An 18,366-nucleotide genomic window follows, 5' to 3' on the forward strand; every position below is an offset into this window, starting at 1 on the left:
CAGGCAGAATTCTCATGACCCATTCGCGGGCAAGCCCGCTCCCACAGGCACCCCACTGTTTTCAAATACAGTGGATGACCTGTGGGAGCGGGCTTGCCCGCGAAAAGGACCTACTGGATTACAGTTTGATCCAGGTCGCTTTCAGCTCGGTGTACTTCTCCAGCGCATGCAGCGACTTGTCACGGCCGTTGCCCGACTGCTTGAAACCACCGAACGGCGCGGTCATGTCGCCGCCGTCGTACTGGTTGACCCAGACGCTGCCGGCGCGCACGGCACGGGCGGTCTTGTGGGCCTTGGAAATGTCCGAGGTCCAGATACCAGCGGCCAGGCCATACGGGGTGTCGTTGGCGATGGCGATGGCCTCTTCGGCGGTGTCGAAGGCGATCACCGACAGCACGGGGCCAAAGATTTCTTCCTGGGCGATCTTCATGGCGTTGGTCACGCCGTCGAAAATGGTCGGCTCGACGTAGGTGCCACCGGTCTCTTCCAGGGTGCGCTTGCCGCCAGCCAGCAGCTTGGCGCCGTCCTGGTGGCCGGCGTCGATGTACGACAGCACGGTATTCATCTGCTGGGTGTCGACCAACGCACCGACGGTGGTCTGCGGATCCAGCGGGTTACCTGGCTTCCAGCCTTTGAGGGCCTCGACCACCATGGGCAGGAACTTGTCCTTGATCGAACGCTCGACCAGCAGGCGCGAACCGGCGGTGCAGACTTCGCCCTGGTTGAAAGCGATGGCGCTGGCGGCGGATTCGGCAGCGGCTTGCAGGTCCGAGGCGTCGGCGAAGACGATGTTCGGGCTCTTGCCACCGGCTTCCAGCCAGATGCGCTTCATGTTCGACTCGCCCGCGTAGATCATCAGCTGCTTGGCGATTTTGGTCGAACCGGTGAACACCAGGGTGTCAACATCCATGTGCAGGGCCAGGGCCTTGCCGACGGTGTGGCCGTAGCCTGGCAGCACGTTCAGCACACCGGCCGGAATACCGGCTTCGATGGCCAGCTGGGCGATGCGGATGGCAGTCAGCGGCGATTTTTCGGATGGCTTGAGTACCACCGAGTTACCGGTGGCCAGGGCCGGGCCGAGTTTCCAGCAGGCCATCAACAGCGGGAAATTCCACGGCACGATGGCACCGACCACACCTACTGGCTCGCGGGTAACCAGGCCAAGTTGGTCATGTGGGGTTGGCGCGACTTCGTCGTAGACTTTGTCGATGGCTTCGGCATTCCAGTGCAGGGCTTGCGCCGCGCCTGGGATATCGATGGTGGAGGAGTCGCCGATCGGCTTGCCCATATCGAGGGTTTCGAGCAGCGCCAGCTCTTCTACGTTCTTGCGCAGCAAGTCGGCGAAGCGGATCAGCTTGGCCTTGCGCTTGGCCGGGGCCAATTGCGACCAGACGCCGGAATTGAACGTGGCGCGGGCGTTTTCCACGGCGCGGTTGGCGTCGGCCAGATCGCAGCTGGCGACCTTGGCCAGGAAGCGTCCGTCGACCGGGCTCAGGCAGTCGAATGTTTCACCGGATGCGGCGTCGGTGTATTCGCCGTTGATGAAGGCGCGACCTTCGATCTTCAGTTGCTGGGCACGTTGTTCCCAGTCCGCACGGGTCAGGGTGGTCATACGAAACTCCTCCTCTTGTTTAGGTGCAACGCCGCACTGAGGACTCACTGGCGTTGTCAGAATTCTGGCCGGGCGACAAGCGCACACGGGCAAGCGATACCCTAAACCAGGCCAGGCAAACTATCAATATATTTGACACGAATGGCCTAAACGCCTACTGATGTTCATTTTATTAAACAACAACAGGAGCCGTACCATGAGTATCGCCAGCATCATCGACTTCGCCCAAGTGCTCACCGAAGCCGAACGCTACCGCCCGGCGGCGGAAAAAATCCTCAAGGGCGAGCCGGACCAGGCCGTCTACAACCATTACTCCAGCCCGTGTGGGCAGTTCGCTGCGGGCGTGTGGGAAGGTGAAGTCGGGCAATGGACGGTGAACTACACCGAGCATGAATATTGCGAGATCGTCCAGGGCGTTTCGGTGCTGCGCGATCAGGATGGCGGCGCCAAGACCCTGCGTGCCGGTGATCGGTTTGTTATCCCGGCGGGCTTCAAGGGCACCTGGGAGGTTCTGGAGCCGTGCCGAAAGATCTATGTAATTTTCGAGCAGAAGTAATTATGTAACACAGGTGCGTTTCATCGCTGGATGACGATGGCCCAGCCCACTCCGGGCCATCAGCAACCACAAGGTAACGCACCATGACCAACGACGAAGTCCAACAAGCCCTCGCCCACCTGATCGGCACCGCCTACCAGCCCTCGGTGAAAGACACCATCACGTCCCTCACCGGCCGCACCCGCATCGTCGGACCAGGTGAGCCAAGCACCCGCATGTTCGACCCTAACCGGATTCACGTGAGGGTGGACGCCCAGGGCCTGATCACCAGCTTCATGTTCGCCTGAGCCTGAACCGCAGGCATAAAAAAACCCGCGTCCTTTCGGATGCGGGTTTTTTTTCAGGTCGCCGATCAATTACTTGATCTTGGCTTCCTTGTACACCACGTGCTTGCGAACAACGGGATCGTATTTCTTGATCTCGATTTTGTCCGGGGTGGTGCGCTTGTTCTTGTCGGTGGTGTAGAAGTGGCCGGTACCGGCACTCGAAACCAGACGGATCAATTCACGCATGATGTTCTCCCTTAGACCTTGGCGCCAGCTTTACGGATGTCAACCAGAACGGCGTCGATGCCGCGCTTGTCGATGATACGCATGCCTTTGGCGGAAACGCGCAGACGCACGAAACGGTTCTCGGATTCAACCCAGAAACGGTGGTGCTGCAGGTTCGGCAGGAAACGACGACGGGTTTTGTTGTTTGCGTGGGAAATGTTGTTCCCGGTTACTGGACCCTTACCAGTAACTTGACAGACTCTCGACATGACTCAGCCCTCTAAAACCACATGCCCAACCCGGCATGGGTTGGCCGCTTAATCTCTCAGTCTTTGGCGCCAGGCGCCGTGATTCTGGAGGTCTTATCGACCGGATCCGCTGATGCGACAGGCCGAGCCCCTAGAAAAGAGCGCTGCTTTATACCAGAAAGACTGCGTTGCAACAACAGATGATGAGCATCTGACTGAGACAAATCGTGCGCGGGCAGCATAGCGACTCGCCCGGCGCGCTGTCGACCACTCGTCGCCAGGCGGTCGAAAAAGAGGGTGGTCATTTGCCGATGCGCACACTAGGGTAGGACGTTTCCAGACTGCACCGGCAGATGGGCCACAGATCAGCCAAGGAGCCACCATGCGTGCTGCCGCCCTTTCCTTATTGTTCACCTCGCTGTTTGCCGCAGGCGTTGCCCAGGCAGCTCCGCTGAGCGTCTGCAGCGAAGCCAGCCCTGAGGGCTTCGACGTGGTTCAGTACAACTCGCTGACCACCACCAATGCGTCGGCCGACGTGCTGATGAATCGCCTGGTCGAATTCGACGCCACGCAAGGCAAGGTCGTACCGAGCCTGGCGCAAAGCTGGACGGTGTCGGCCGATGGCCTGGTCTACGACTTCAAGCTGCGTGATGGCGTCAAGTTCCACACCACGCCGTACTTCAAGCCCAGCCGCGAATTGAATGCCGATGACGTGCTGTTCAGCTTCCAGCGCATGCTCTACCCCGCCCACGCCTGGCACAAGACTGCGCCCGGTGGCTACCCGCACGCGCAGTCGTTGCAACTGGGCAGCCTGATCAAGTCGATCGAGGCCGCTGACGGCGACACTGTGCGCTTCACCCTGACCCATGCCGACGCCACGTTCCTGGCCACCCTGAGCATGGGCTTCGCTTCGATCTACTCCGCCGAGTACGCCGACAAGCTGCTCAAGGCCGGTACCCCGGACAAGCTCAACAGCCAGCCGATCGGCACCGGACCGTTCGTCTTCCAGCGCTTCCAGAAGGACGCCGTGGTGCGTTATCGGGCCAACCCCGACTACTTCGACGGTAAACCGGCGGTCGACCCGCTGATTTTCGCCATCACCACCGACGCCAACGTGCGCCTGCAGAAGCTCAAGCGCGGCGAGTGCCAGGTGGCCCTGTCGCCCAAGCCACTGGACGTCGCCGAGGCGGGCAAGGACGGCAACCTCAAGGTCGCCACCACGCCGGCCTTCATGACCGCGTTCGTCGCCATCAACAGCGAACACCCACCGCTGGACAAGCCCGAGGTGCGCCAGGCGATCAACCTGGCCTTCGACAAGCAGGCCTACCTCAAGGCCGTGTTCGAAGACACCGCCACTGCCGCCAACGGCCCCTACCCGCCCAACACCTGGAGCTATGCCAAGGACCTGCCCGGCTACCCGCTGGACCTGACAAAAGCCAAGGCGCTGCTGGCCAAGGCCGGTTTGGCCGAGGGTTTCAGCACCACGATCTGGACCCGCCCTTCGGGCAGCCTGCTCAACCCCAACCCGAGCCTCGGCGCGCAGATGTTGCAGGCGGACCTGGGCAAGATCGGCATCAAGGCTGAGATTCGCGTGATTGAATGGGGCGAGCTGATTCGCCGCGCCAAAGCCGGCGAGCATGACCTGCTGTTCATGGGCTGGGCCGGTGACAATGGCGACCCAGACAACTTCCTCAGCCCGCAGTTTTCCTGTGCGGCAGTCAAGTCGGGGACCAACTTCGCGCGGTTCTGCGACAACCGCCTGGATCAGTTGATCAGCGCCGGGCGCACGACCAACGATCAAAGCGTGCGCAGCCGGTTGTACCAGCAGGCGCAGACGTTGATCCAGCAGCAGGCGCTGTGGGTGCCATTGGCGCATCCTACGGCGGCGACGTTGTTGCGGGAAGGAGTCGAGGGGTATCAGGCGAGCCCGTTTGGGCGATTGGATTTCAGTAAGGTTTCGGTGAACCGCTGAACCTGTGCCGACCTCTTCGAGGGCAAGCCCGCTCCCACAGGTATCGCACCCGCCTCAAGTGCTGTGCGGTCCCTGTGGGAGCGGGCTTGCCGAGACGTCGGACCGCCGCGAAGAGGCCGGTACTGTCAGCACAAAGCCCTAGACCACGATCCACCCCCGCTCCACCATCGACAACGGCTCCCCGTCGCCAACGATGATGTGATCCAGCACCCGCACATCGATCAGCGCCAGCCCTCGCTTCAACGACACTGTCAGGTGCACATCATCCTGGCTCGGCTCGCTGTTACCCGAAGGATGGTTGTGGCACAGAATCAGCGCCGCCGCGTTGTGTTGAAGTGCCCGCCGCACTACCTCCCGAGGGTAGACACTTGCCCTGTCTATCGTGCCTCTGAACAAAATCTCGAACGCCAACGGTCGATGTTTGGTGTTCAGAAACAGACAGCCGAACACCTCGCTCGCCTCATGTCGCAACATGGCTTTCAGATAACTGCGCACTGCCGCCGGGCTGTCCATGACCGACTCGCGCTCAATGGTGGTTGCCAAGTGCCGTCGCCCGATCTCCAGCAGGGCCTGCAACTGGCTGTACCTCACCGGCCCTAGTCCAAGCTCACCAACGAAGGCTTCCCGACTGGCCTCCAGCAGCTGACGCAGCCCGCCAAACTTAACCAGCAGCCCTCGTGCCAGCTCCACGACATTGCGGCCGCGGACGCCCGAGCCGAGAAACACGGCCAGTAGCTCCGCATCAGTCAGGCTGCCTGCCCCACGCAACAACAACTTTTCCCTCGGCCGTTCATCCGCCGGCCACTCCCTGATATTCATCCCTGCTCCCTGGTCCTGCTGCGGCCCGTTTGGCCCCTGTGTTAATCTATTTCGCCTCGTACATGCGACGTTGTGCCGCAGGCATTCGTGCAACGTCGCCGCCCGCTCTCACTGGAATAAGGCAAGCCTATGCAGCGGCTGTATCGCAAGCGCATCGTTCTCGGCGTGGGGGGCGGCATTGCCGCCTACAAGAGCGCCGAGCTGATCCGCCGTCTCCTGGAGCACGGCGCGCAGGTGCGCGTCGTCATGACCCGTGGTGGCGCTGAATTCATCACCCCGCTGACCCTGCAAGCATTGTCCGGCCACCCGGTGCACATGGACCTGCTCGACCCTGCCGCCGAAGCGGCCATGGGCCACATCGAGCTGGCCAAGTGGGCCGACCTGGTGCTCATCGCCCCGGCCACTGCCGACCTCATGGCGCGCATGGCCCAAGGCATGGCCGACGACCTGCTGACCACCCTGGTGCTGGCCACCGACGCCACGGTCGCCGTGGCGCCTGCGATGAACCAGGCGATGTGGCGCGACCCGGCGACACAAGCCAACCTTGAACTGCTCAAGACCCGCGGCATCCAGGTGTTTGGCCCGGCCTCCGGCAGCCAGGCCTGCGGCGACGTCGGCCTGGGCCGCATGCTCGAAGCCACCGACCTGGCCTGGTGCGCCGCCGAGAGTTTCAAGCGCCAGGCGCTCACCGGCAAACACGTGCTGATCACCGCCGGCCCGACCCAGGAAAACATCGACCCGGTGCGCTACATCACCAATCATAGCTCCGGGAAGATGGGTTTCGCCCTGGCCGAAGCGGCCGCCGAAGCCGGGGCTCGGGTGACCCTCGTCACCGGCCCGGTGCACCTGCAGACGCCCGACCGGGTCAACCGCATCGACGTGGTCAGCGCGCGGGACATGCTCGCCGCCTGTGAAGCCGCCATGCCCTGCGACCTGTTCATCGCCTCGGCAGCGGTCGCGGACTACCGCCCAGAAGTGGTTGCTGCGCAAAAGCTCAAGAAGGATCCTACGACCGGCGACGGCATGCTGCTGCAGATGGTGCGCAATCCCGATATCCTTGCCACCATTGCTGGCCGCGCCGACCGCCCGTTCAGCGTCGGCTTCGCCGCCGAGACCGAACACCTGCTCGATTACGCCACGCGCAAGCTCAAGGACAAGAACCTCGACCTGATCGTCGCCAATGATGTGGCCAACCCCAGCATCGGCTTCAACAGCGAAGAAAACGCCCTGACCGTGATCGACCGCCAGCAGCACCAGACCCTCTTCGCGCAGACCAGCAAGGGCAAGATCGCCCGGCAACTGGTCGCCTTCATCGCCGAACGGCTCAACAAGGTTCAATAAGTTACATGCACGCTCTTCAAGCCAAGATCCTCGACCCACGCCTGGGCAGCGAATTTCCGCTGCCGCAATACGCCACCCCTGGCTCCGCTGGCCTCGACCTGCGCGCCCTGCTGAAAGAGGACACCGTCCTCGAGCCGGGCCAGACCCTGCTGATCCCGACCGGCCTGTCGATCTACATCGGCGACCCGGGCCTGGCGGCCATGATCCTGCCGCGCTCGGGCCTGGGCCACAAGCACGGCATCGTACTGGGCAACCTGGTCGGGTTGATCGACTCGGACTACCAGGGCGAGTTGATGGTGTCGTGCTGGAACCGCGGCAACACGCCATTCACCATCGCCGTTGGCGAGCGTATCGCCCAGCTGGTGCTCGTGCCGGTGGTACAGGCGCATTTCGATATCGTCGAGGCCTTCGATGAAAGCCAACGCGGCACCGGCGGCTTCGGCCACTCCGGCAGCCACTGAGCCGCCCGGCGGCCGTTTCAGGCCATGGATGGCGAACTCTCTGGCGAAACCACCGTCCAAGCGTTCAGTTTACGCCTCCCCAGGCAGCCCTTGACTACTGGAGCTCCCGAGATGAACGACATGGCCCAACTGGTCCCTGCTTTGCCTGACAGCATTTTCCGCGCCTACGACATCCGCGGCGTGGTCGGCAAGACACTGCACGCTGAAACTGCCTACTGGATCGGCCGAGCCATCGGCGCGCAGACCCTCGCCCAGGGCGAACCACAGATTTCCGTTGGCCGTGACGGCCGCCTGTCCGGCCCGATGCTGGTCGAGCAATTGATCAAAGGCCTGGTCGACGCCGGTTGCCAGGTCAGCGACGTCGGCCTGGTACCGACCCCCGCGCTGTACTACGCCGCCAACGTGCTGGCCGGCAAGTCGGGGGTGATGCTCACCGGCAGCCACAACCCTTCGGATTACAACGGCTTCAAGATCGTCATCGCCGGCGATACGTTGGCCAACGAACAGATCCAGGCCCTGCTGACCCGCCTGAAAACAGACGACCTGACCCGTGCCGAAGGCAGCGTGCAGAAGGTCGAGATCCTTGAACGCTATTACCAGCAGATCGTCGCCGACGTGAAACTGGCGAAAAAACTCAAGGTGGTGGTGGACTGCGGCAACGGCGCGGCCGGCGTGATCGCGCCACAGCTGATCGACGCCCTGGGCTGCGAAGTCATCCCGCTGTTCTGCGAGGTGGATGGCAACTTCCCCAACCACCATCCGGACCCAGGAAAACCAGAAAACCTCGAAGACCTGATCGCCAAGGTCAAGGAAACCAACGCTGACATCGGCCTGGCCTTCGACGGTGACGGCGACCGCGTCGGCGTGGTGACCAATACCGGCAACATCGTCTACCCCGACCGCCTGCTGATGCTGTTCGCCCAGGACGTGCTGGCGCGCAATCCGGGTGCCGAGATCATCTTCGACGTCAAATGCACCCGCCGCCTGACTCCGCTGATCGAACAGCACGGCGGCCGTGCGCTGATGTGGAAGACCGGCCACTCGCTGATCAAGAAGAAGATGAAGCAGACTGGCTCGCTGCTGGCCGGCGAGATGAGTGGGCACATCTTCATCAAGGAGCGCTGGTACGGCTTCGACGACGGCATCTACAGTGCCGCACGCCTGCTGGAGATCCTCAGCAAGGCCAATCAGGATGCCGAAAGTCTGTTCGCCGCGTTCCCGAACGATATTTCCACGCCGGAAATCAACATTGATGTGACCGACGAGGGTAAATTCAGCATCATTGATGCACTGCAACGCGACGCCGACTGGGGCGAAGCCAGCCTGACCACCATCGATGGTGTGCGGGTTGACTATGCCCAAGGCTGGGGCCTGGTGCGCGCCTCCAACACCACGCCGGTGCTGGTGCTGCGCTTCGAGGCCGAAAGCGACGCCGAATTGCAACGTATCAAGGATGTTTTCCGCGCGCAGTTGCTGCGGGTTGCCCCTGAGCTGCAACTGCCGTTCTGACCGACTATCTGTTCCTTACAGGAGCCCTGCATGACCCTCGATCGCGATGCCGCTTCCCATGTAGCCGAAGTTTTGTCCGAGGCGCTGCCTTACATTCGCCGCTTTGTCGGCAAGACGCTGGTGATCAAGTACGGCGGCAACGCGATGGAGAGCGAAGAGCTCAAGACCGGCTTCGCCCGGGACATCGTGCTGATGAAGGCCGTGGGCATCAACCCGGTGGTCGTGCACGGCGGCGGCCCGCAGATCGGCGACCTGCTCAAGCGCCTGTCGATCGAAAGCCACTTCATCGATGGCATGCGCGTCACCGACGCGGCGACCATGGACGTGGTTGAAATGGTCCTGGGTGGCCAGGTCAACAAGGACATCGTCAACCTGATCAATCGCCACGGCGGCAGCGCCATCGGCCTGACCGGCAAGGACGCGGAGCTGATCCGCGCCAAGAAGCTCACCGTAAGCCGCCAGACGCCAGAGATGACCCAGCCGGAGATCATCGACATCGGTCATGTCGGCGAGGTGGTCAGTGTCAACACCGACCTGCTGAACATGCTGGTGAAGGGTGATTTCATCCCGGTGATCGCGCCAATCGGCGTGGGTGCCAACGGTGAGTCCTACAACATCAACGCTGACCTGGTTGCCGGCAAGGTAGCCGAGGCGCTGAAAGCCGAGAAGCTGATGCTGCTGACCAACATTGCCGGCCTGATGGACAAGCAAGGTCAGGTCCTGACCGGCCTGACCACCGAGCAGGTCAACGAACTGATCGCCGACGGCACCATCTACGGTGGCATGCTGCCGAAGATCAAGTGCGCGCTGGATGCCGTCCAGGGCGGCGTGACGACCTCGCATATCATCGACGGTCGCGTGCCGAATGCGGTGCTGCTGGAGATCTTCACCGACAGCGGCGTGGGCACCCTTATCAGCAACCGCAAGCGTCACTGATTCACCTGATTCATGCACATCGCCGGCTTGCCGGCGATGTTTTTTTCAAAAGTCATGGCACAATGCCTGCTCGCTGAACTGTGTTCTGTCTTTTGGAGAAAACGCGTGAAATACGCATCACACGGACTCGTGCTGGCAGCCGCCCTGGCTGTCGGGTCCATCGCCGGCTGCGCCACCGAAACATCCACCGCCGTTGCCGTGCAAAAGGGCGAGAGCGTCAACCGCCCCTACAGCGGCTTGCGTGCGCCGATTGCCGTCGGCAAGTTCGACAACCGCTCAAGCTACATGCGCGGCATCTTCTCGGACGGCGTCGACCGCCTCGGCGGCCAGGCCAAGACCATCTTGATCACCCACCTGCAGCAGACCAACCGCTTCAGCGTGCTCGATCGCGACAACATGAGCGAGATCCAGCAGGAAGCAGCGATCAAGGGCCAGGCCCAGCGCCTCAAGGGCGCCGACTTCGTGGTGACCGGCGACGTCACCGAGTTCGGCCGCAAGGAAGTCGGTGATCACCAGCTGTTCGGCATCCTCGGCCGCGGCAAGACCCAGATCGCTTACGCCAAAGTGGCACTGAACATCGTCAATATCAGCACCTCCGAAGTGGTCTACTCGAGCCAGGGCGCAGGTGAGTACGCCCTGTCCAACCGCGAAATCATCGGTTTCGGCGGCACCGCCAGCTACGACTCGACGCTCAACGGCAAGGTCCTCGACCTGGCCATGCGCGAAGCCGTAAACAAGCTGGTGGGCGCAGTAGAAAGTGGCCAGTGGAACCCCAAGGCTCAGTAACCAGTTCATTCCAGGAAGGACGTACTCATGCTTATCACCCTCCCGGCCCTGCGCAGCTGCGCGGGCCTGCTGCTGGGCGGCCTGCTGCTGACCGGCTGCAGCGGCCCGAAGACCCTGTACCAATGGGAAAGCTACCAACCCCAGGTCTACGGCTACCTTAAAGGCGATGCGAAAGAAGAACAGGTCACCGCCCTGGAGCGCGACCTGGAGAAGATCAAAGCCAAGAACGGCGCCGTGCCGCCGGGCTACCACGCCCAGCTAGGCCTGCTGTACTCCAGCCTGGGCAAGGATGACCAGATGATCCAGCAGTTGCGCACCGAGAAGGCCCTGTTCCCGGAATCGGCCGCCTACATGGACTTCCTCATGAGCAACGCCAGCAAGGGGGCCGTGAAATGATCAAGCGCATCACCCAACTGCTGGTCGGCGCCTGCGTGCTGGCCTTGTTCGCTGGCTGCGCCGAGCGCAAGACCATCGACTACTCGGCCTACAAGCAGAGCCGGCCGAAGTCGATCCTGATCCTGCCACCGCTGAACGAGTCGCCGGACGTCAAGGCGACCTACAGCATGCTGTCGCAGGTCACCTACCCGCTGGCGGAAGCCGGTTACTACGTGATGCCGGTAGCACTGGTGGACGAAACCTTCCGCCAGAACGGCATGACCACCCCTGCCGACATCCATCAGCTGCCGACCACCAAGCTGCATGAGATCTTCGGCGCCGATGCCGGCCTGTACGTCACCGTGTCGGATTACGGCACCCGCTACATGGTGCTGAGCAGCGCGACCATCGTTACCGCCAACGCCAAGCTGATCGACCTGAAGACCGGCACCACCCTGTGGACCGGCAGCGCCACCGCCTCCAGCCAGGAAAACCAGCAGGCGCAGGGCGGCCTCATCGGTATGCTGATCACGGCGGCGGTGAACCAGATCATCAGCAGTGTGCAGGACGATGCAGGCTACCCGATCGCGGGCATGACCAGCGCTCGCCTGCTGTCGCCGCACGCCAATGGCGGCATCCTCTACGGGCCTCGTTCGCCGAAATACGGCACCGATTGACCGACTGCAAATGAAAAAGGCGACCTTCGAGGTCGCCTTCTTCGTTACCGGGCCAGGATCAGATCCCGTACTGTGCCCGATAGGCCTCCACAGCCGGCAGGTGCTGCTTGAGCTGTGGGTCATCGGCCAGGAACTCCAGTACCTGGGTCAGCGAAACGATGCTGACTACCGGAATACCGAAGTCGCGCTCCACTTCCTGGATCGCCGACAGCTCGCCATTGCCGCGCTCTTCGCGGTTGAGTGCGATCAACACGCCGGCGGCCTTGGCCTGCTGGGCGTTGATGATCTGCATGACTTCACGGATGGCGGTACCAGCCGTGATCACGTCGTCGATGATCAGCACCTCACCGGCCAGCGGCGCGCCGACCAGGCTGCCGCCTTCGCCGTGATCCTTGGCTTCCTTGCGGTTGAAGCACCATGGCACGTCGAGTTGGTGTTGATCGGCCAGGGCCACTGCGGTGGTCGCCGCCAGGGGAATACCCTTGTAGGCCGGGCCGAACAGCACGTCGAACGGGATCTTGCTGTCGACGATGGCTGCAGCGTAGCAACGCCCCAGCTCGGCCAAGGCGGAACCTGTGTTGAACAGGCCGGCATTGAAGAAATACGGGCTGGTACGCCCCGATTTCAGGGTGAATTCACCGAAGCGCAGCACGCCGCGATCGATGGCAAAACGGATGAAGTCGCGCTGATACGGCTGCATGTAAGGTCCCGGACACCACGGATTTAGCTAAATGGGTTGAGCTCGGGTATCATACACGCACGAGATTTTTGGGGCCATTTATGCGGATCATCAGTGTGAACGTGAATGGCATTCAGGCTGCAGCCGAGCGTGGATTGCTCAGCTGGTTGCAAGCCCAGAATGCCGACGTCATCTGCCTTCAGGATACCCGCGCCTCGGCCTTTGAACTCGACGACCCAGCTTTCCAGCTCGATGGCTATTTCCTTTATGCCTGCGACGCGGAGGTGCCCGCCCAAGGTGGCGTGGCACTTTACTCGCGCATGCAGCCCAAGGCAGTCATCACCGGCCTGGGCTTCGAGACAGCCGACCGCTACGGGCGTTATCTGCAAGCAGATTTCGACAAAGTCAGTATTGCCAGCCTGCTGCTGCCTTCGGGCATGAACGGCGACGAAGACTTGAACCAGAAGTTCAAGTTGATGGACGACTTCGGCAAGTACCTGGACAAGCAGCGCCGCAAGCGCCGCGAGTACATTTACTGCGGTTCGTTCTATGTGGCGCAGCAGAAGCTCGACATCAAGAACTGGCGTGACAGCCAGCAGTCGCCGGGTTTCCTGGCGCCGGAGCGGGCCTGGATGGATGCGATTACCGGCGAGATGGGCTACGTCGATGCCCTGCGCGAAGTCAGCCGTGAAGGCGACCAGTACAGCTGGTGGCCAGACAACGAGCAGGCCGAAATGCTCAACCTGGGCTACCGGTTCGACTACCAGATCCTCACCCCGGGCCTGCGCCGTTTCGTGCGCAATGCCCGCCTGCCGCGCCAGCCGCGCTTCTCGCAACATGCGCCGCTGATCGTCGACTATGACTGGACGTTGACCATCTGAGTCCTGCTCAGACACAAAAAAGCCGACATCACTGTCGGCTTTTTCGTGTCTACGCGAACGATCAGTCGGCCAGTGCGGCCTGCTGCAGTTCGAAGATCTCGTTCATGCCCTTTTGCGCCAGCGCCAGCATGGCGTTGAAGTCTTCAGGCTGGAACGGCGCACCTTCAGCGGTGCCCTGTACTTCGATGAAGCCACCGGCGCTGGTCATGACCACGTTCAGGTCGGTCTCGGCGGCGGAGTCTTCCAGGTAGTCGAGGTCAAGCACCGCTTCGCCCTGGTACATGCCCACCGAGACAGCGGCAATCATGTGCTTGAGCGGATTGCCGGCCTTCAGGCCGCCGCGCTTCTTGATCACTGCCAGGGCATCGACCAGCGCGACCATGGCGCCAGTGATCGACGCGGTGCGGGTGCCACCATCGGCCTGAATAACGTCGCAGTCGATGTACAGGGTAATGTCACCGAGCTTGCTCATGTCCAGCGCGGCACGCAGCGAGCGGCCGATCAAACGCTGGATTTCGAGGGTGCGACCACCTTGTTTGCCACGGCTGGCTTCGCGCTGGTTACGCTCGCCAGTGGAGCGCGGCAGCATGCCGTACTCGGCGGTCAGCCAACCTTGGCCCTGGCCTTTGAGGAAGCGCGGCACACCGTTCTCGACGCTGACCGTGCAGATGACCTTGGTGTCACCGAACTCGACCAGTACCGACCCTTCGGCGTGCTTGGTGTAGTTGCGGGTGATGCGGATCGAGCGGAGCTGATCGGCGGCGCGACCACTTGGACGTTTCATCTGGGATACCTGTACTGGGACTTTGAATCTGCCCAGCATTATAGAGCCCGCTGCCCGCAGAGGACATGCCTATTGTCGCGCCCTCGGCAGCCCGTCGCTTTTTCTGACCTGCAAGCAGGTGCTCTGTAACATGGTCGGATTGGGCGCCGGAGGGCGCACTGCGCTACAATCCCGCGCCTTCCATTCAATTACGCGAGGTACTCTCCATGGTGCACAGCATGACCGCTTTTGCTCGTGTCGAGCGCGCCGGCAGCCAAGGCACCCTGGTCTGGGAACTGCGCTCGGTCAACCACCGCTACCTTGAACCGCACCTGCGCCTGCACGACGCCCTGCGCGACCTCGAAGGCGCAGTGCGTGAAGGCCTGCGCCAGGGTCTGTCGCGCGGCAAGGTCGAATGCACCTTGCGCTTGCACGAAGACAGCAATGGCAAACCGCTGAAAGTCGACCGCGAGCGCGCCGCGCAACTGGTCGCCGCCGCCGAAGAGGTGGCCGGCCTGATCAAGCAGCCAGCGCCGCTCAACCCGCTGGAAGTGCTGTCCTGGCCGGGTGTGCTGGTGGCCGATGCAAGCGACCCGCAGGCGCTCAACGCCGAAGCCTTGGCACTGTTCGACGAAGCCCTGGCCGAACTCAAGGCCGGGCGTCAGCGCGAAGGCCAGGAGCTTGCCCGGCTGATCAACGAGCGGCTGGACAACATGGCCACCGAGGTCACCACCCTGCGCGCCCTGGTGCCGCAGATGCTGGCGGCTCAGCGGCAGAAGATCGTCGACCGCTTCGGCGACCTCAAGGCCGAGCTCGACCCGCAGCGCCTGGAGCAGGAAATGGTGCTGCTGGCGCAGAAAAGCGACGTTGCCGAGGAGCTCGACCGACTCAGCACTCACGTCAACGAAGTGCGCCGGGTGCTCAAGTCCGGCGGCGCTGCCGGCCGGCGCCTGGACTTCCTGATGCAGGAACTCAACCGCGAGGCCAACACCCTGGGCTCCAAGGCCTTCGACCCGCGTAGCACGCAAGCGGCGGTCAACCTGAAGGTGCTGATCGAACAGATGCGTGAACAAGTACAGAACATCGAGTAAGGCCACCCCGACCATGAATCACAGCAGCGGCACCCTCTACATCGTTTCGGCACCTTCGGGTGCTGGCAAGACCAGCCTGGTAACCGCCCTGACCAAGGACGACCAGCAGATCCGCGTCTCAGTCTCGCACACCACCCGCGCCATGCGCCCGGGTGAGCAACACGGAGTGAACTACCACTTCGTCGTTCACGAGGAATTCAAGGCACTGATCGAACAAGGTGACTTCCTCGAGCATGCCGAGGTCTTCGGCAACTTCTACGGCACCTCGCGCAGCGCACTGCAGCAGACCCTCGACCAGGGCTTTGACCTGATCCTGGAAATCGACTGGCAAGGCGCCCAGCAAGTACGAAAGCTGATGCCCGACGCGCTGTCGGTATTCATCCTGCCGCCGAGCCAGGAAGCCCTGCGCCAGCGTCTGGATGGCCGTGGCCAGGACAGCGAAGAGATCATCGCCGGCCGCATGAAAGAAGCGGTCAGCGAGATGGTGCACTACGACGAGTACGACTACGTCATCATCAACGATGACTTCGGCGTGGCGCTGGAGGAGTTGAAGGCGGTGTTCGTGGCCAACCGCTTGCTGTTGAAGAAGCAGCAACAGCGCAACAGCGGGCTGCTGAAAGAACTGCTTGCCTGATTTATTGGGGCCGCGTTGCGGCCCTTCGCGGGCAAGCCCGCTCCCACAAGAAAAGCACAAGTCTTTCGTGCAGTGACTTACCTGTGGAAGCGGGCTTGCCCGCGAAGGGCTGCAAAGCAGCCCCAATGACTTATTCCTGCAGCTGCAAAGTCGCCTGCTGACGCAGGGTCGCCCCCAGGAAGTAAGCCGGCGCGCGCATCCGCGACAGCATCATCAGCACGATCCCCAGTGCCGAGATGATCGCCGCAATCACGAACACCAAGCCCAATCCGGCCACATGCGAGCCACTGCCAAAGTCCGGCGAGGCGCTGTCGATGGCGGTGCGCACGAAGATCACCGACAAAATCACTCCACCCAGCAGCGGGCACACCCCGCGCATGAAGAAGTGGCGCAGGCTGGCGAACAGGCTGTGGCGGAAGTACCACACGCAAGCGAACGCGGTCAGTGAATAGTAGAAGCAGATCATCATGCCCAGCGCGGTGATGGTGTCAGCCAGCACGTTCTCGCTCAGGCTGCGCATGGTCACGTAGAACAGGCCCGCAGCCACACCGGCGCAGATGGTCGCATAGCGCGGCGTCTGCGAACGCGGGCAAACACTGGCGAACTTCTGCGGAACTGCGCCATAGTAACCCATGGCAAGCAACGTGCGCGCCGGCGAAACGAAGGTCGACTGCAGCGACGCAGCGGTGCTAGCCAGTACTGCGATGGACATCAGGATTGCCAGCGGCCCCATCACCGGACCGGCCAGGTGGGCAAAGACGTTCTCCTGGATGCGCGGGTTGTTCAGGCCCAGGCCATGTTCGCTGATACCCGCGAACTGCAGAGTGGCGATGGCAGTGACCAGGTACAGGCCGAGAATCAGCAGTACGGTCCAGGTCGCCGCCTTGCCCGGCACCTCTTCGCTGCCAATGGATTCTTCGCTGACGGTCAGGCACACATCCCAGCCCCAGAAGATGAAGATCGACAACGACAGGCCGGCAGCGAAGGCCGAGAACGACTCGACACCGAACGGGTTGAACCAGGCCAGATCGAAGGCCAGCGGCGGTGGCGCGGTGGTCTCGCTGAAGGCGGCGAAGGCAAAGCCGATCAACACCAACAGCTGCAACGCCACCAGACCATATTGCACGGTCATGGTGGTGGCCATGCCGCGGCAACAGATCCACACCGCCATGGCAATGAACACGCAACAGGTGGTGATATTGATCAACAGGTTGTCCGCCAGGGCCGCCAGCTCAGGGTTGCCGGTGATCTGACTGAGGAACAGGTAGAAGAAGTCGACGGCGACTCCCGCCAGGTTGGACAACACGATGGTGGTGGCGACGACCAACCCCCAACCGCCGATCCAGCCAATCATCGGGCCGAATGCACGGGCCGACCAGGTAAAGGACGTGCCGCTGTCCGGCTCGGCTGAGTTCAGCTCGCGATAGCCCAGCGCGACCAGCAGCATGGGCAGGAAGCCGACGATGAACACGGCAGGCAGGTGCGCACCGACCTCCCGCACGGTGGGGCCAAGGGCGCCGGTCAAGGTGTAGACCGGGGCGATCGTGGAAATGCCCAGCACCACGCTGGCCAACAGGCCGAGGCGGCCCTTTGCCAGGCCTTTGCTGCGCTGAGTGCTGCCCGAGCCGGCCGCATCGGGTGGGCGGCCAGCTTCTGTGTAATTGCTCATGAGTATTTGCCGTAACTATTGGAATTGTTGTCACAGGCCTTGCGAACAAGGCGCTTTCACTCATTGAAAGCTTGCGAATCGGTGTTGGTCATCCAAGACCTTTGGGTAAGACCCTACCGTGCAGCATGGGCAATGCAGGCCTCGCGGAAGGCCTGGAACAGGCGCAGCGAGACCGGGTTGTCGGCAAAACGCCATTCCGGGTGCCACTGCACGCCGAGCACAAAGCCCGGCGCATCAGGCATCGACACCGCTTCGATCAGGCCATCCGGGGCCCGTGCCTCGACACGCAGGCCAGGGGCCAGGCGGTCGATGCCCTGGCTGTGCAGCGAGTTGACCTCAAACTGCGCAGCCAGGCCCAGGCGCTCGAACACCCCGCCCGGCGCAATGCCGACAGGGTGACGAGGGCCGTACTGCACCTCCAGGGGTGCGTCCTCAGGTTCTCGGTGGTCCAGGTAGCCGGGCAGCTCCTGCACACGCTGGTGCAGGCTACCGCCAAGGGCCACGTTCAGTTCCTGGAAACCACGGCAAATGCAGAACACCGGCACGCCGGTGTCTATCGCTGCCTGCAGCAGCGGCAAGGTCAGGCGGTCACGTGCAAGGTCGTGCCGGGTCCCTTCCGCGCTGGGGGCGCCATTGTAATGATGCGGCTCGATATTTGAAGGCGAGCCGGTAAAAAGAATGCCATCGAGCCGTGCCAGCAGCGCCTGCGTGTCGCTGCCACCATCGCGGGCTGGCAGGATCAGCGGCAGCCCGGCAAAGCCGGCGGCCTCGACATACTTGTCGCCCACCGTGTGCGACGAGTTCTTTCCCACCTGCTGGCGGCAGGCGCTGACACCGATCAAAGGGACCGCAGTTGCGCTCATGGG

At 62.4% G+C, this 18,366-nt stretch carries 20 protein-coding genes and 1 pseudogene; 13 read left to right on the forward strand and 8 right to left on the reverse strand.

All coding sequences use genetic code 11. From position 1 onward, the window contains the following. Nucleotides 1–118: 118 nt before the first annotated feature. Complete coding sequence (locus ACZ6YA_RS03990; RefSeq protein WP_465895643.1) at nucleotides 119–1,612, reverse strand: aldehyde dehydrogenase; 1,494 nt, start codon at nucleotides 1,610–1,612, stop codon at nucleotides 119–121. Nucleotides 1,613–1,808: 196 nt separating this feature from the next. Here ACZ6YA_RS03990 and ACZ6YA_RS03995 point away from each other — a divergent pair, with 196 nt between their 5' ends. Then, nucleotides 1,809–2,168 (forward strand): cupin domain-containing protein, encoded by a 360-nt coding sequence (locus ACZ6YA_RS03995; RefSeq protein ID WP_465895645.1) that lies wholly within the window; start codon nucleotides 1,809–1,811, stop codon nucleotides 2,166–2,168. Between the two features lie 83 nt (nucleotides 2,169–2,251). Then, nucleotides 2,252–2,455 carry an I78 family peptidase inhibitor gene (locus ACZ6YA_RS04000; RefSeq protein WP_465895647.1) on the forward strand — a complete coding sequence of 68 codons (204 nt, stop codon included), beginning with the start codon at nucleotides 2,252–2,254 and terminating at the stop codon, nucleotides 2,453–2,455. A 69-nt stretch (nucleotides 2,456–2,524) separates the two neighbouring features. Here the strand turns inward: ACZ6YA_RS04000 and rpmG are convergent, their stop codons facing one another. Together rpmG and rpmB are read right to left on the reverse strand one after the other, a co-directional pair. Then, on the reverse strand, nucleotides 2,525–2,680 hold the full coding sequence (gene rpmG, locus ACZ6YA_RS04005; protein WP_003253507.1) for a 50S ribosomal protein L33: 156 nt from the start codon (nucleotides 2,678–2,680) through the stop codon (nucleotides 2,525–2,527). Nucleotides 2,681–2,691: 11 nt separating this feature from the next. After that, nucleotides 2,692–2,928, reverse strand: a complete 237-nt coding sequence (rpmB, locus tag ACZ6YA_RS04010) for a 50S ribosomal protein L28 (RefSeq protein ID WP_054894119.1) — start codon at nucleotides 2,926–2,928, stop codon at nucleotides 2,692–2,694. 361 nt (nucleotides 2,929–3,289) lie between these two features. Here rpmB and ACZ6YA_RS04015 point away from each other — a divergent pair, with 361 nt between their 5' ends. Beyond that, the gene (locus ACZ6YA_RS04015; RefSeq protein ID WP_465895650.1) at nucleotides 3,290–4,879 is read left to right on the forward strand and encodes an ABC transporter substrate-binding protein; all 1,590 of its coding nucleotides are present in this window, start codon (nucleotides 3,290–3,292) and stop codon (nucleotides 4,877–4,879) included. Between the two features lie 138 nt (nucleotides 4,880–5,017). On the opposite strand, the gene radC is transcribed toward ACZ6YA_RS04015, so the two are convergent. Next, entirely contained in the window at nucleotides 5,018–5,698 is a 681-nt protein-coding gene (radC, locus tag ACZ6YA_RS04020; protein WP_465895651.1) for a RadC family protein, read from the reverse strand. Nucleotides 5,699–5,827: 129 nt separating this feature from the next. Here radC and coaBC point away from each other — a divergent pair, with 129 nt between their 5' ends. The 7 genes and pseudogenes from coaBC to ACZ6YA_RS04055 all read left to right on the forward strand — a co-directional run bounded on the left by coaBC (nucleotide 5,828) and on the right by ACZ6YA_RS04055 (nucleotide 11,783). Next, nucleotides 5,828–7,039, forward strand: a complete 1,212-nt coding sequence (coaBC, locus tag ACZ6YA_RS04025) for a bifunctional phosphopantothenoylcysteine decarboxylase/phosphopantothenate--cysteine ligase CoaBC (RefSeq protein ID WP_465895652.1) — start codon at nucleotides 5,828–5,830, stop codon at nucleotides 7,037–7,039. A 5-nt stretch (nucleotides 7,040–7,044) separates the two neighbouring features. Beyond that, nucleotides 7,045–7,500 carry a dUTP diphosphatase gene (gene dut, locus ACZ6YA_RS04030; protein ID WP_054901314.1) on the forward strand — a complete coding sequence of 152 codons (456 nt, stop codon included), beginning with the start codon at nucleotides 7,045–7,047 and terminating at the stop codon, nucleotides 7,498–7,500. A 135-nt stretch (nucleotides 7,501–7,635) separates the two neighbouring features. Further along, nucleotides 7,636–9,009 (forward strand): annotated as a pseudogene (locus ACZ6YA_RS04035) (phosphomannomutase/phosphoglucomutase); the annotation flags it as partial. Between the two features lie 30 nt (nucleotides 9,010–9,039). After that, a complete protein-coding gene (argB, locus tag ACZ6YA_RS04040) occupies nucleotides 9,040–9,945 on the forward strand; it encodes an acetylglutamate kinase (RefSeq protein WP_241806754.1) in 906 nt (301 codons plus the stop codon). Nucleotides 9,946–10,050: 105 nt separating this feature from the next. Continuing rightward, on the forward strand, nucleotides 10,051–10,731 hold the full coding sequence (locus tag ACZ6YA_RS04045; RefSeq protein ID WP_465895654.1) for a CsgG/HfaB family protein: 681 nt from the start codon (nucleotides 10,051–10,053) through the stop codon (nucleotides 10,729–10,731). Between the two features lie 27 nt (nucleotides 10,732–10,758). Continuing rightward, nucleotides 10,759–11,127, forward strand: a complete 369-nt coding sequence (locus ACZ6YA_RS04050) for a DUF4810 domain-containing protein (RefSeq protein WP_465895656.1) — start codon at nucleotides 10,759–10,761, stop codon at nucleotides 11,125–11,127. Next, nucleotides 11,124–11,783 carry a DUF799 domain-containing protein gene (locus ACZ6YA_RS04055; RefSeq protein ID WP_465895659.1) on the forward strand — a complete coding sequence of 220 codons (660 nt, stop codon included), beginning with the start codon at nucleotides 11,124–11,126 and terminating at the stop codon, nucleotides 11,781–11,783. Before ACZ6YA_RS04050 ends, ACZ6YA_RS04055 begins: the two co-directional genes overlap by 4 nt. A 58-nt stretch (nucleotides 11,784–11,841) precedes the next feature. Here ACZ6YA_RS04055 and pyrE read toward each other — a convergent pair whose 3' ends face one another. Continuing rightward, nucleotides 11,842–12,483, reverse strand: a complete 642-nt coding sequence (gene pyrE, locus ACZ6YA_RS04060) for an orotate phosphoribosyltransferase (protein WP_014861506.1) — start codon at nucleotides 12,481–12,483, stop codon at nucleotides 11,842–11,844. 80 nt (nucleotides 12,484–12,563) lie between these two features. Between pyrE and ACZ6YA_RS04065 the strand changes: the two genes are divergently transcribed. Next, on the forward strand, nucleotides 12,564–13,343 hold the full coding sequence (locus ACZ6YA_RS04065) for an exodeoxyribonuclease III (protein WP_400801518.1): 780 nt from the start codon (nucleotides 12,564–12,566) through the stop codon (nucleotides 13,341–13,343). 61 nt (nucleotides 13,344–13,404) lie between these two features. On the opposite strand, the gene rph is transcribed toward ACZ6YA_RS04065, so the two are convergent. Next, on the reverse strand, nucleotides 13,405–14,127 hold the full coding sequence (rph, locus tag ACZ6YA_RS04070; RefSeq protein WP_403132070.1) for a ribonuclease PH: 723 nt from the start codon (nucleotides 14,125–14,127) through the stop codon (nucleotides 13,405–13,407). Nucleotides 14,128–14,333: 206 nt separating this feature from the next. On the opposite strand from rph, the gene ACZ6YA_RS04075 reads away from it, so the two are divergent. Next, entirely contained in the window at nucleotides 14,334–15,197 is an 864-nt protein-coding gene (locus ACZ6YA_RS04075) for a YicC/YloC family endoribonuclease (RefSeq protein WP_465895661.1), read from the forward strand. A 13-nt stretch (nucleotides 15,198–15,210) separates the two neighbouring features. Next, a complete protein-coding gene (gene gmk, locus ACZ6YA_RS04080; RefSeq protein ID WP_465895662.1) occupies nucleotides 15,211–15,831 on the forward strand; it encodes a guanylate kinase in 621 nt (206 codons plus the stop codon). Nucleotides 15,832–15,961: 130 nt separating this feature from the next. On the opposite strand, the gene ACZ6YA_RS04085 is transcribed toward gmk, so the two are convergent. After that, the gene (locus ACZ6YA_RS04085) at nucleotides 15,962–17,500 is read right to left on the reverse strand and encodes an APC family permease (protein ID WP_465895664.1); all 1,539 of its coding nucleotides are present in this window, start codon (nucleotides 17,498–17,500) and stop codon (nucleotides 15,962–15,964) included. Nucleotides 17,501–17,613: 113 nt separating this feature from the next. Next, a complete protein-coding gene (locus ACZ6YA_RS04090; RefSeq protein ID WP_465895667.1) occupies nucleotides 17,614–18,363 on the reverse strand; it encodes a gamma-glutamyl-gamma-aminobutyrate hydrolase family protein in 750 nt (249 codons plus the stop codon). Between the last annotated feature and the right edge of the window lie 3 nt (nucleotides 18,364–18,366).

It is taken from the genome of Pseudomonas sp. NPDC090752, assembly GCF_055584805.1.

Bases quoted from the DNA above. Each gene is read 5' to 3' on its own strand.
- ACZ6YA_RS03990 (WP_465895643.1), bottom strand. From the start codon at position 1,612: ATGACCACCCTGACCCGTGCGGACTGGGAACAACGTGCCCAGCAACTG.
- ACZ6YA_RS03995 (WP_465895645.1), top strand. From the start codon at position 1,809: ATGAGTATCGCCAGCATCATCGACTTCGCCCAAGTGCTCACCGAAGCC.
- ACZ6YA_RS04000 (WP_465895647.1), top strand. From the start codon at position 2,252: ATGACCAACGACGAAGTCCAACAAGCCCTCGCCCACCTGATCGGCACC.
- rpmG (WP_003253507.1), bottom strand. From the start codon at position 2,680: ATGCGTGAATTGATCCGTCTGGTTTCGAGTGCCGGTACCGGCCACTTC.
- rpmB (WP_054894119.1), bottom strand. From the start codon at position 2,928: ATGTCGAGAGTCTGTCAAGTTACTGGTAAGGGTCCAGTAACCGGGAAC.
- ACZ6YA_RS04015 (WP_465895650.1), top strand. From the start codon at position 3,290: ATGCGTGCTGCCGCCCTTTCCTTATTGTTCACCTCGCTGTTTGCCGCA.
- radC (WP_465895651.1), bottom strand. From the start codon at position 5,698: ATGAATATCAGGGAGTGGCCGGCGGATGAACGGCCGAGGGAAAAGTTG.
- coaBC (WP_465895652.1), top strand. From the start codon at position 5,828: ATGCAGCGGCTGTATCGCAAGCGCATCGTTCTCGGCGTGGGGGGCGGC.
- dut (WP_054901314.1), top strand. From the start codon at position 7,045: ATGCACGCTCTTCAAGCCAAGATCCTCGACCCACGCCTGGGCAGCGAA.
- argB (WP_241806754.1), top strand. From the start codon at position 9,040: ATGACCCTCGATCGCGATGCCGCTTCCCATGTAGCCGAAGTTTTGTCC.
- ACZ6YA_RS04050 (WP_465895656.1), top strand. From the start codon at position 10,759: ATGCTTATCACCCTCCCGGCCCTGCGCAGCTGCGCGGGCCTGCTGCTG.
- ACZ6YA_RS04055 (WP_465895659.1), top strand. From the start codon at position 11,124: ATGATCAAGCGCATCACCCAACTGCTGGTCGGCGCCTGCGTGCTGGCC.
- pyrE (WP_014861506.1), bottom strand. From the start codon at position 12,483: ATGCAGCCGTATCAGCGCGACTTCATCCGTTTTGCCATCGATCGCGGC.
- ACZ6YA_RS04065 (WP_400801518.1), top strand. From the start codon at position 12,564: ATGCGGATCATCAGTGTGAACGTGAATGGCATTCAGGCTGCAGCCGAG.
- rph (WP_403132070.1), bottom strand. From the start codon at position 14,127: ATGAAACGTCCAAGTGGTCGCGCCGCCGATCAGCTCCGCTCGATCCGC.
- ACZ6YA_RS04075 (WP_465895661.1), top strand. From the start codon at position 14,334: ATGGTGCACAGCATGACCGCTTTTGCTCGTGTCGAGCGCGCCGGCAGC.
- gmk (WP_465895662.1), top strand. From the start codon at position 15,211: ATGAATCACAGCAGCGGCACCCTCTACATCGTTTCGGCACCTTCGGGT.
- ACZ6YA_RS04085 (WP_465895664.1), bottom strand. From the start codon at position 17,500: ATGAGCAATTACACAGAAGCTGGCCGCCCACCCGATGCGGCCGGCTCG.
- ACZ6YA_RS04090 (WP_465895667.1), bottom strand. From the start codon at position 18,363: ATGAGCGCAACTGCGGTCCCTTTGATCGGTGTCAGCGCCTGCCGCCAG.